An 8347-nucleotide genomic window follows, 5' to 3' on the forward strand; every position below is an offset into this window, starting at 1 on the left:
TGCATAGTTTACGTCCTGAATACGCCAAACTCGGTCAAGGATTAGAACAATCTGCTCAACAAGCTGACCAAGCTATTAACGCTTTAATGGGTCAACTCTAAAACAATAACCCGTGTCAAAACGGCACGGGTTAAAACATGAGGAAATCGTCAATGATTCAATTTTACCGTATAATTGGCTTCTTTTTACTAATAGCGAGTAGTGCTTCCCTTGCCTCTTTGTTGGCTCGTTTAATTCAAGACTTGAGAGAGCCCGCCTTTTGGATTTCTCTATTATTATCACTGGGGTTAGGAATTGCCGGAACCGTCATCTATTTCACTCGGAACCCAGAGACGCAGGACTGGATTTTTACTAGCTTAATCGTTGTGGGTTTTGCCATTGCCTTACTCGTTGGAGGACTAATTCAATGGTCACGGTGATTAACCCGGTTTCTCATTCAGAAGCCATCAAACAGAATTGGAAACTGTTACACGGCATCAACATTCTTGCTCTAGCCACAGCAGTTCCTATCTGGTTTGTTACCCCGTTCTTGACCCGTAACCCAGAGTCAAACGGATGGCATAAGTTCTTTCGTTTTAGCTCTATCGGTTACGCCATTGTGGTCGGTTCTAGTTCCTTGTATTTTTCCAACAAACTAGGGAAAATGAAGCCCAAAATTGACGCAATGAATAAACGAGAAATGGCTGAATTTAAGCACACAATAGCCAGTGATTTATTCTTAGCTCAAGGGACTAATTCAGCGATTGCACAATTCGTTTTAACCGAACGTCAAGCCAGTTTAACCCCCGTTACTGAGTTTCCAGAAAGTTCCGACGTGGAACTCTCAGACCCTAGCGTTCATCGGCAGTTCCCAAAAAGTTCCGAAAGTTCCAAAAGTTCCGAGTTACAGGAACTCTCTAAGGAAACGGAACGGGAACGGAACCTGGAACTTTTTATGGAACCCGTCTTAGAAGCATTAGAAAACGGCTTAAAAGATTCCGACATTATTAAAGATGTCATGGGATTCAAGGGGAGACGTTATGCAGAGGGTAAAATCATTTTAAATGATATTAAATCCTATCTCGGTTTGGAGGAAGACTAACTTATGAGTCGCAAAACTTTAAAATATGTCAAAGCATTGGAGATTGACTCCGAATTTACTCATCTATCTGGTGATGAACTGTACAACCATCTACAGGATAAGGGTTATTATTGGGCTTCTAGTTTATCTCAATGGGTCTATTCCCCTGAAGAACAAAACGATCCACCTAGTCAGGTCATCAAAATTCGGATTTTACATGACAAAAATCAAATTAAAGCTGTCGCAGAAAGGCTAACAAAACTAATGATTAATGATGGCTACCGTTTCGTTGAATCTTCGGTTGTTCATCCTTGTTATCCCCCAAGAGCCAACGATAGCAAAATTTACCTAACCTTCCAACCTTCTGAGACTCTTTAATGTGCCATGAAACCAGACAAAACCATGATTTGTCTTGATAGAGAAACCCTTGAAACCATCAGCAAAGACTTACTTACTCTAGCAGATGAATCAGAACAATTACTTCGGTATTACCATCTCGTTGTTGTGGCTTCTACGGATGAGGATAAGACTCCCCCTGATGTCCAGGTAGAAAACTGTCTGTTTCTCCTCAACCTATTTCTAGCGGAATGGGACAGGGAACGGATGACACAGTTTGCTGAAAGCTTGGGTCAAGCTCACCGGAAGTTCCGAGAGATTTTAAGGTGAAATTTAGAAAGGGTTGCACTTTGTTGTACCCCTTTCTAAAAAGCCCACGTTGTCAAGGTGATACAAAATTTTGACGAATTCAGAAGGATTTTAAAAAATACTCCCACCGAAATGTTTAAGGATTTGCAGTCGCTTTTGAGAGATGTGACGAGAATTTCACCAACATTAAAAAACAGTGGTGTAATAAAGGTGTAACAGTTCATTTTTACATCTCAACATGAAAAAACAACCCCGGTACAACAGAGTCGTTTTAAAGGTTAATGATGCCGAATTGTTAAAACTTAAGCGCTATGCAGCGAAAAAAGGGATAACGGTATCAGGGCTTCTGAGGATGTATATTCACCGCTTGCCCGCTATTTACAATGATAGCTCACAAAGTCAGGATGAGTCTTGTTAATGTTCTAAAAAAATATGGATTGTCTTAGTGCAAAATTTTTTGTACTATAGAGCTATTAAAAAGCGATAAAGCCATGAACACGTAAGAGCCGGATCATCTGAACGGGACTGGGGACGTTTAATAGAGTTTATTGGAGAAACAATGCAGTTAGTTTATCTTGACTTTTGGGACTAGGAAAATATCTACATAACTATTAACCAAAGGCGAGTAGACGAGCCGTCAACTTGTTTATTTATTCATTCAATTTCTATTCTTTTACCCATTAAAAAGCAGCATCGCCACTCCTGGGTAATTGAATCAGGAATGACGATTAACAAAGGTATTGAGAAACATGAATACTATTATAGCGCAAACTCCCCAATCCACACAACAAAACCGTACACTAAACCCCAAACATCTCAAAGAGTTAACCCAAAAGCGCGGGTTAGACCTTAGATGGGTAGAAGCCAATTGTGAGAGTGTAGACGCCAAGACCGCATCAGAATATTTAGGCTACACCTCCCATTCGGACGGCATCCTGCTTAGGGGTCACGGATTTCAGAAGCAATTTAAACCCGACAACCCCTGGGGAGAGGAAGGAAAAGGGAAACCAAAATACCGCTCTTGCAAGGACTATGACGGCTATGATGTGATGTTGCCATGTCATCCTGATGATGATCGCTTCTGGGATGATTTAGAAGCTCTTAAAGCCAAGTGTTACCAGATAGACGGTCATCCCTGTATTGTATTGACTGAGGGGTTCTTTAAGGCTATCTCATTGACCTCTTACGGTGTTCCGACTGTCACCGCGCTAGGGGTTGAAATGGGTTTAACCTCTGGAGAAAAAGACCCTCAAAAACGCCGCTATCTTGTCCCAACATTAGAAAAACTCGCCCGTGCGGGTTTTGGGTTTATAATCGGGTTTGATGCCGACTGTGCAACCAAAAAAGGCGTGACGGATGCACAACGGAAATTAGCTTATCAGTTGTCATTATTTAAGATTCCTGTTCATTCCATCACGGGTTTATGGACGGAAGACGAGGGCAAAGGAATTGACGACTATATCCTTATGAATGGGTCTGATAAGTTTAAATCAGATGTTTTAGCTCGTGCTGAAACTATTGAGAAATGGGAGCAACAGTTTAAAGACTCCGGTAACAATTCAAAAACCAGCAAAAAACCCCCGGCTGATAAAATTGCCAAAGAAATTGCTGAAGATTATGCTGACAAATTAGCATTCAATAATGAGACAACAACCTGGATGAGATATGAGGCAGAATCTCCGGGGGTTTGGAGTCCTGAAACTGACGAATTTATAGAAGCATTTGTTAAGCAAGTTTTAGACAGTAAAGGGGTCACAGGTTACGGCTCCTACAGTTATGTAACTAATGTCGTTAAACACCTAAGAACTGAACCTCAAATTATGCAGCGCAAATGGTTAGAACGTAGCCCGAAAGAAGTTCTACCTTTTGAGAATGGAGTGCTAGAAATTAGCACGGGTAAACTGTTACGACATAACCCTGGATACCGCTTAACGTGGTCACTTCCGAGAAAACATAACAGCACCGCTACCGACTGGACTGGAATTAGTGAATGGTTAGATTTTGTCACCAATAGCAATGAAAAAATCAAGAATATTCTCTGCTGTTTTGCCAATGCGGTTTTGAAGGGTAGAGCCGACTTACAAAAGTTCCTGCATTTAATCGGAATCGGAGGAAGCGGCAAAGGTACTTATGGACGGTTATTAGTAGACTTAATTGGACAGGAAAATGTATTTTCACCGACTTTAGAAAACTTCTGTACTAACCGATTTGAGTCAGCTAATGCCTACCGGAAACGCTTGATTTTATTCTGGGATGAAGACAAAGGAACTAAGGCTTTAGGCAAGTTTAAATCCTTAACGGGGGGTGACTATATTAGGGGTGAAGAGAAAGGGAAAAAGGCGTTTCAGTTCCGTTATGACGGCATGGTTTTAGTGATGTCTAACTTCCCGATTTTTGCTGGAGATAATTCATCAGGGTTAAACCGTCGTATTATTCAAGTCCCCATGAATGCACGAGTCTCAGATAATCAACGCCGTGACCTGACTACTGAATTTCAACCGGAGTTAGCCGCATTCACTAACTATTTATTAAGTCTGGATGATTCGTTTGTAGAAAGAACCATCAAAGGGTTAGCGGATATTCCAGAGTTGAAGTTACAAGCTTGGGAGTCACGGATGAGAGAAGATTCCTTAGCGGATTGGCTCAACTACTGCGTGATTTTAGATCCGACTGCCTCAACCCCAATTGGCAGTGATCGCAATGAAGCTAACGAGGTTGAACCTGTAACTCTGTTTGGTTCTTACTGCAAACACAGCCTACAAAGTGGTAACAGTTCCAAATCTCATAAAAACTTTAGCCCTGACTTACTGGAGTTATGCCAAGTCATACTAGGTTGGGATGTTCAATTTGCTAAGACAAAAACGGGTAGATTTATCAAGGGTTTGCGACTTCGTGTTTCAGGGCAAGATGATCATATTCCAACTCACGATTACAGCTTAGAAAAACAAAATCAATCGGGTGACGGTTCGGGTGACGGTTCAGGTGACGGTTCAGAACTCCCTCTGGATAAGGTTTATAGCGATGGTGTCGGTTCAGGTGCTATATCACTAAAAAATTTCACTGCCGATAAATATCCAGAAACTCAACCCGTAGAAGTTCCCCAAACAGAACCCGAAAATCTCCCGCCGTCGGAACCCATCTCTAAGACAGAACCATCTGAGACTCGGAAGGATTTAGAATCTCTCAGGAAGATTCAGAATGGCGAAAATCTTACCCAAAGAGAACGGCAAGTTGTCAGTTTAATTAAGGGAACCTTTCATCAAATTCTGGTCTGGAAGACAAAAGAAGCATTTTTGATGGAGTGGCAAAAACTAACACCTGCTCAAGTTCGTCTGGCTGAGTTAGTCCTGAAGCAACACCCCAAACAAGAGAAGTTTTTCTCTAAGTTTTTACCCAAATTGGGAATTACCCCGACTGAGTTAGGACTATCTGACCCCACGCCTAAACCCACAGAACCCGACGGTGATCAGATATCTTTATTTGATTAGATTACATTGGCAAAATATGGGCGACTGAGTTGTCATAGTAATGACGCTCAATCATTCCGACACTCGTGTCGCACCATTTAGCAACAAGAGCAGGAGGAACCCCTTTATTAACCTGTTCTGTAATGAATGTGTCCCGGCAAGAATAGGGGGTTGTATTGCGTTTAGAAATGGGGTCTACAACGGAATCCCAAGCCCGTTGGGAAAAATTACCATAGTTGATTGGCTTGCCATCAGGACTGGGAAAAACTAAATCTGTGGGGTTGTATTGTTCTGGCTTAATAGAGTCTAAAAACCCCCGTAACTCCTGATTCATGGGGAAAAGACGGGTTTTATTATTTTTACTTTTGTCACTGTATGTTGGTTTCCCTCCGACAGTGGTAATAGATTCTGTAAACTCAATAGAAGAAGCTTTGATATTTTCCCACTTCAAGCCAATACCTTCACTTGGACGGCAGCCAGTAAGAAACCAGAATTTAACCAAGGGGTAATATCGCTTATAGGAATTCCCCCGAATTTTATGATTTTGAAAAGCTTCTAAAATTGCTAATTTTTCTTCATTAGAAAAAGCATTCGGTTTAGGTTCCTCTTTTTCATAGTTTTCTTTAAACTCAGAAGCCATCCCATCATAGGGGTTAGTTCCTCTGACTAATTTATGTTTAATACCCCATTTGAAAGCCGCATTAACTTGCTGTAGAGTCTTTTTGACGTAACCATCAGAGGTTATGTTAATTAATTTTTGACGCAATTCTAACGCATCATAAGGCGAAGAAACCCCTGATTTTTTAATTAATGGAGTAATACACCGTTGACGATGGTGTAAAGTTGATGGCTTCCAAGTTGGGGTTTTATATTCCATGTATTTCTGCCACAGTTCCATCAAGGAAATGTCAGGAAATAGGTTTTTTACCTTCTCTAAGTATTTAGAAGTTTTGTACTGCGGTAGATATCGCTCAAGAGTCGGGTCAAACAAATCTAAGCGGATGTCGGTATTAATCAAATCACAAATTTCTTGAGCTTTGTTCCAGTCTCTAGGGCTGTTAGCTGATAAGCCCAAACTGAAGGTTTTATCTTTTCCGTTCAAGACTGTCTTCGGTAAACGAATTCTGAGACGATTTCTGTCCTTTTCTACCCTTGCCAAACCTCTCGGATGATAAGTTGACTCAATCATAATTATGTAGCTCTGATATCACTCTATCTAGTGTTAAAGTGTAGGAAAAGTGTAGTAATGCGTCAAGGCAGAGATATTAAAACCAATATAAACCATTGCAAATGAAGCTTTTTAAGCTTTTTTGATAGTTGACCTTCTAAGTCGTCAGTCGGGGGTTCGAGTCCCTCCACACCCGTTAAAATCCAAGCCTTCCAGCCTCTAATTTTTCTTTCAAATGTCTACGCAATGTCTCCAAAAATTTTGGAGTCGTTTTGGAGACATTCTCAGAGTGGGGTTTTCCCTCACCCGGTTTTAAGTTCCTTCAGTGCCAATAAAACCCAAAATCTCAACAACAAGAATGACTTAGGGGACGGTTCTACCCTAAATAATGAAGAGGCGATCGCCACCACTCCTAATGAGTTAGGGTGCAAGAGTCAGGGGTCAACGGCTAAAACCCAGAAGACACGCACCCTAACTGAATATGTTTTGGGACTGGGTTCAATAACAGTGGGGGGTAGTAGTAGAAATATTTTTTAAATTTGGATTCATTTTATATTAAGTTTACTGCTAAAGCTCCAGAGGTAGAAAAATACTTCAATCAACTTTATAAAACTCTGAATTCTTAGGGTTTTCAACTCGAAATTTAAAAAAGCTGATTCTGATCTCTTGATCTCCAGACTCAACTTTGAAGGAGTCATGGGTAATCATTAACCCAAGTTTTTTGTAAACCTTGTTTGATTTTTTGATAAAATTGATCCTGAATTGACATTAATCTCAATCTTAGCGGTAAGCTAAATAAGAATTAATCTATAGGAATGATTACATTGTCTGAAATCGAAGCATTAGAAGCACAAACTCAAACGGCTTTTGTCCATATTCCTGTACTGAGTCGAGAATTAATCGCTGGGTTAGAAATTCGTCCGGGGGGAGAATACTTGGATGCGACCGTTGGCGGTGGCGGACATAGTTTGTTATTGTTACAAGCGGCAGAAAATGTTAGACTGACTGCAATTGATCAAGATTCAGATGCGATCGCAGCCGCTCGTGTTAAATTTGAACAAACGGAACCTTCTCTATTAGAAAGAGTGCAATTTTGGCAAGGGAATTTTGCTCAATATCAACCTAAAGGGAAACAATTTGATGGTATTATTGCGGATTTAGGGGTGAGTTCCTATCAGTTTGATCAGCCTGAACGGGGGTTTAGTTTTCGTCATACGGCTCCTTTAGATATGCGAATGAATCAACAACAATCCTTAACGGCGGCAGAGATTATTAATCATTGGGATGAGAAGGAATTAGCGGATATTTTTTATCATTATGGGGAAGAACGATTGTCCAGACGAATTGCCAAACGAATTATTGAAAAACGACCTTTTCAAACCACAACAGAATTAGCAGATGCGATCGCTAATTGTGTTCCTGGGAGTTATCGTCACGGACGCATTCACCCGGCTACCCGTGTCTTTCAAGCCTTAAGAATTGCGGTTAATCAAGAGTTAACTTGTTTAGAAAAATTTTTAGATCAAGCTCAAAATTGGTTAAAACCTGGCGGTCGAATTGGGATTATTAGTTTTCATAGTTTAGAAGATAGAATTGTTAAACATCGGTTCAAAGATTCTCCAATTTTACAAGTTTTAACCAAAAAACCGATTCAACCTCAACCGGATGAACTCAATCAAAATCCCCGTTCTCGTTCAGCTAAATTACGAATAGCAGAACGCTCATCGCAATAAATTTGAGGGGAAGAAAAGTTTTAATCTCAAGGGGTAAGTATTGCTTAGAATGGCTAGTTGTCCATAATTTTTAGTTTCTTTAATCTCATTAAAATAAAGCTAAAACAGAGTGATAAAATTATCTTTTCCTTTAATCTATTATTGCATAATGTTCCATACTTCCCGATTGAGTTCCCGCAAAGGAGGTAAGTCATTAACAGCATCTTTAAAGGTTTGGTTTTCTTCAAATATATCTCGTAATGTTAGTAGATGAATTGTAAAACGTTCAATATCA

8 protein-coding genes are annotated in these 8347 nt (G+C 40.3%); 7 read left to right on the plus strand and 1 reads right to left on the minus strand.

The annotated features are described in order from the left end of the window. Positions 1-152 precede the first annotated feature (152 nt). The 5 genes from ACKPEB_RS09630 to ACKPEB_RS09650 all read left to right on the plus strand — a co-directional run bounded on the left by ACKPEB_RS09630 (position 153) and on the right by ACKPEB_RS09650 (position 5193). Positions 153-419 (plus strand): hypothetical protein, encoded by a 267-nt coding sequence (locus ACKPEB_RS09630; protein ID WP_408964662.1) that lies wholly within the window; start codon positions 153-155, stop codon positions 417-419. Beyond that, positions 407-1081, plus strand: coding sequence for a hypothetical protein (locus tag ACKPEB_RS09635; RefSeq protein ID WP_408964663.1), 675 nt, complete (start codon positions 407-409; stop codon positions 1079-1081). The genes ACKPEB_RS09630 and ACKPEB_RS09635 overlap by 13 nt, the downstream gene beginning before the upstream one ends. 3 nt (positions 1082-1084) lie before the next feature. Continuing rightward, complete coding sequence (locus ACKPEB_RS09640; protein ID WP_408964664.1) at positions 1085-1438, plus strand: hypothetical protein; 354 nt, start codon at positions 1085-1087, stop codon at positions 1436-1438. 6 nt (positions 1439-1444) lie between these two features. Continuing rightward, positions 1445-1726 (plus strand): hypothetical protein, encoded by a 282-nt coding sequence (locus tag ACKPEB_RS09645; RefSeq protein WP_408964665.1) that lies wholly within the window; start codon positions 1445-1447, stop codon positions 1724-1726. 728 nt (positions 1727-2454) lie between these two features. Further along, positions 2455-5193, plus strand: a complete 2739-nt coding sequence (locus ACKPEB_RS09650) for a DUF3854 domain-containing protein (protein WP_408964667.1) — start codon at positions 2455-2457, stop codon at positions 5191-5193. Position 5194: 1 nt separating this feature from the next. Here the strand turns inward: ACKPEB_RS09650 and ACKPEB_RS09655 are convergent, their stop codons facing one another. Next, positions 5195-6361 (minus strand): tyrosine-type recombinase/integrase, encoded by a 1167-nt coding sequence (locus ACKPEB_RS09655; protein ID WP_408964668.1) that lies wholly within the window; start codon positions 6359-6361, stop codon positions 5195-5197. Positions 6362-6586: 225 nt separating this feature from the next. Here ACKPEB_RS09655 and ACKPEB_RS09660 point away from each other — a divergent pair, with 225 nt between their 5' ends. Continuing rightward, the gene (locus ACKPEB_RS09660; RefSeq protein ID WP_408964669.1) at positions 6587-6877 is read left to right on the plus strand and encodes a hypothetical protein; all 291 of its coding nucleotides are present in this window, start codon (positions 6587-6589) and stop codon (positions 6875-6877) included. A 278-nt stretch (positions 6878-7155) separates the two neighbouring features. After that, entirely contained in the window at positions 7156-8073 is a 918-nt protein-coding gene (rsmH, locus tag ACKPEB_RS09665; RefSeq protein WP_408964670.1) for a 16S rRNA (cytosine(1402)-N(4))-methyltransferase RsmH, read from the plus strand. Positions 8074-8347: the final 274 nt, after the last annotated feature.

The sequence above is a fragment of the Planktothrix sp. genome, assembly GCF_046067725.1.
Lineage (GTDB): Bacteria > Cyanobacteriota > Cyanobacteriia > Cyanobacteriales > Microcoleaceae > Planktothrix.

Coding starts and splice junctions, on each gene's coding strand:
- ACKPEB_RS09630 (WP_408964662.1), top strand. CDS start 153: ATGATTCAATTTTACCGTATAATTGGCTTCTTTTTACTAATAGCGAGT.
- ACKPEB_RS09635 (WP_408964663.1), top strand. CDS start 407: ATGGTCACGGTGATTAACCCGGTTTCTCATTCAGAAGCCATCAAACAG.
- ACKPEB_RS09640 (WP_408964664.1), top strand. CDS start 1,085: ATGAGTCGCAAAACTTTAAAATATGTCAAAGCATTGGAGATTGACTCC.
- ACKPEB_RS09645 (WP_408964665.1), top strand. CDS start 1,445: ATGAAACCAGACAAAACCATGATTTGTCTTGATAGAGAAACCCTTGAA.
- ACKPEB_RS09650 (WP_408964667.1), top strand. CDS start 2,455: ATGAATACTATTATAGCGCAAACTCCCCAATCCACACAACAAAACCGT.
- ACKPEB_RS09655 (WP_408964668.1), bottom strand. CDS start 6,361: ATGATTGAGTCAACTTATCATCCGAGAGGTTTGGCAAGGGTAGAAAAG.
- ACKPEB_RS09660 (WP_408964669.1), top strand. CDS start 6,587: ATGTCTCCAAAAATTTTGGAGTCGTTTTGGAGACATTCTCAGAGTGGG.
- rsmH (WP_408964670.1), top strand. CDS start 7,156: ATGATTACATTGTCTGAAATCGAAGCATTAGAAGCACAAACTCAAACG.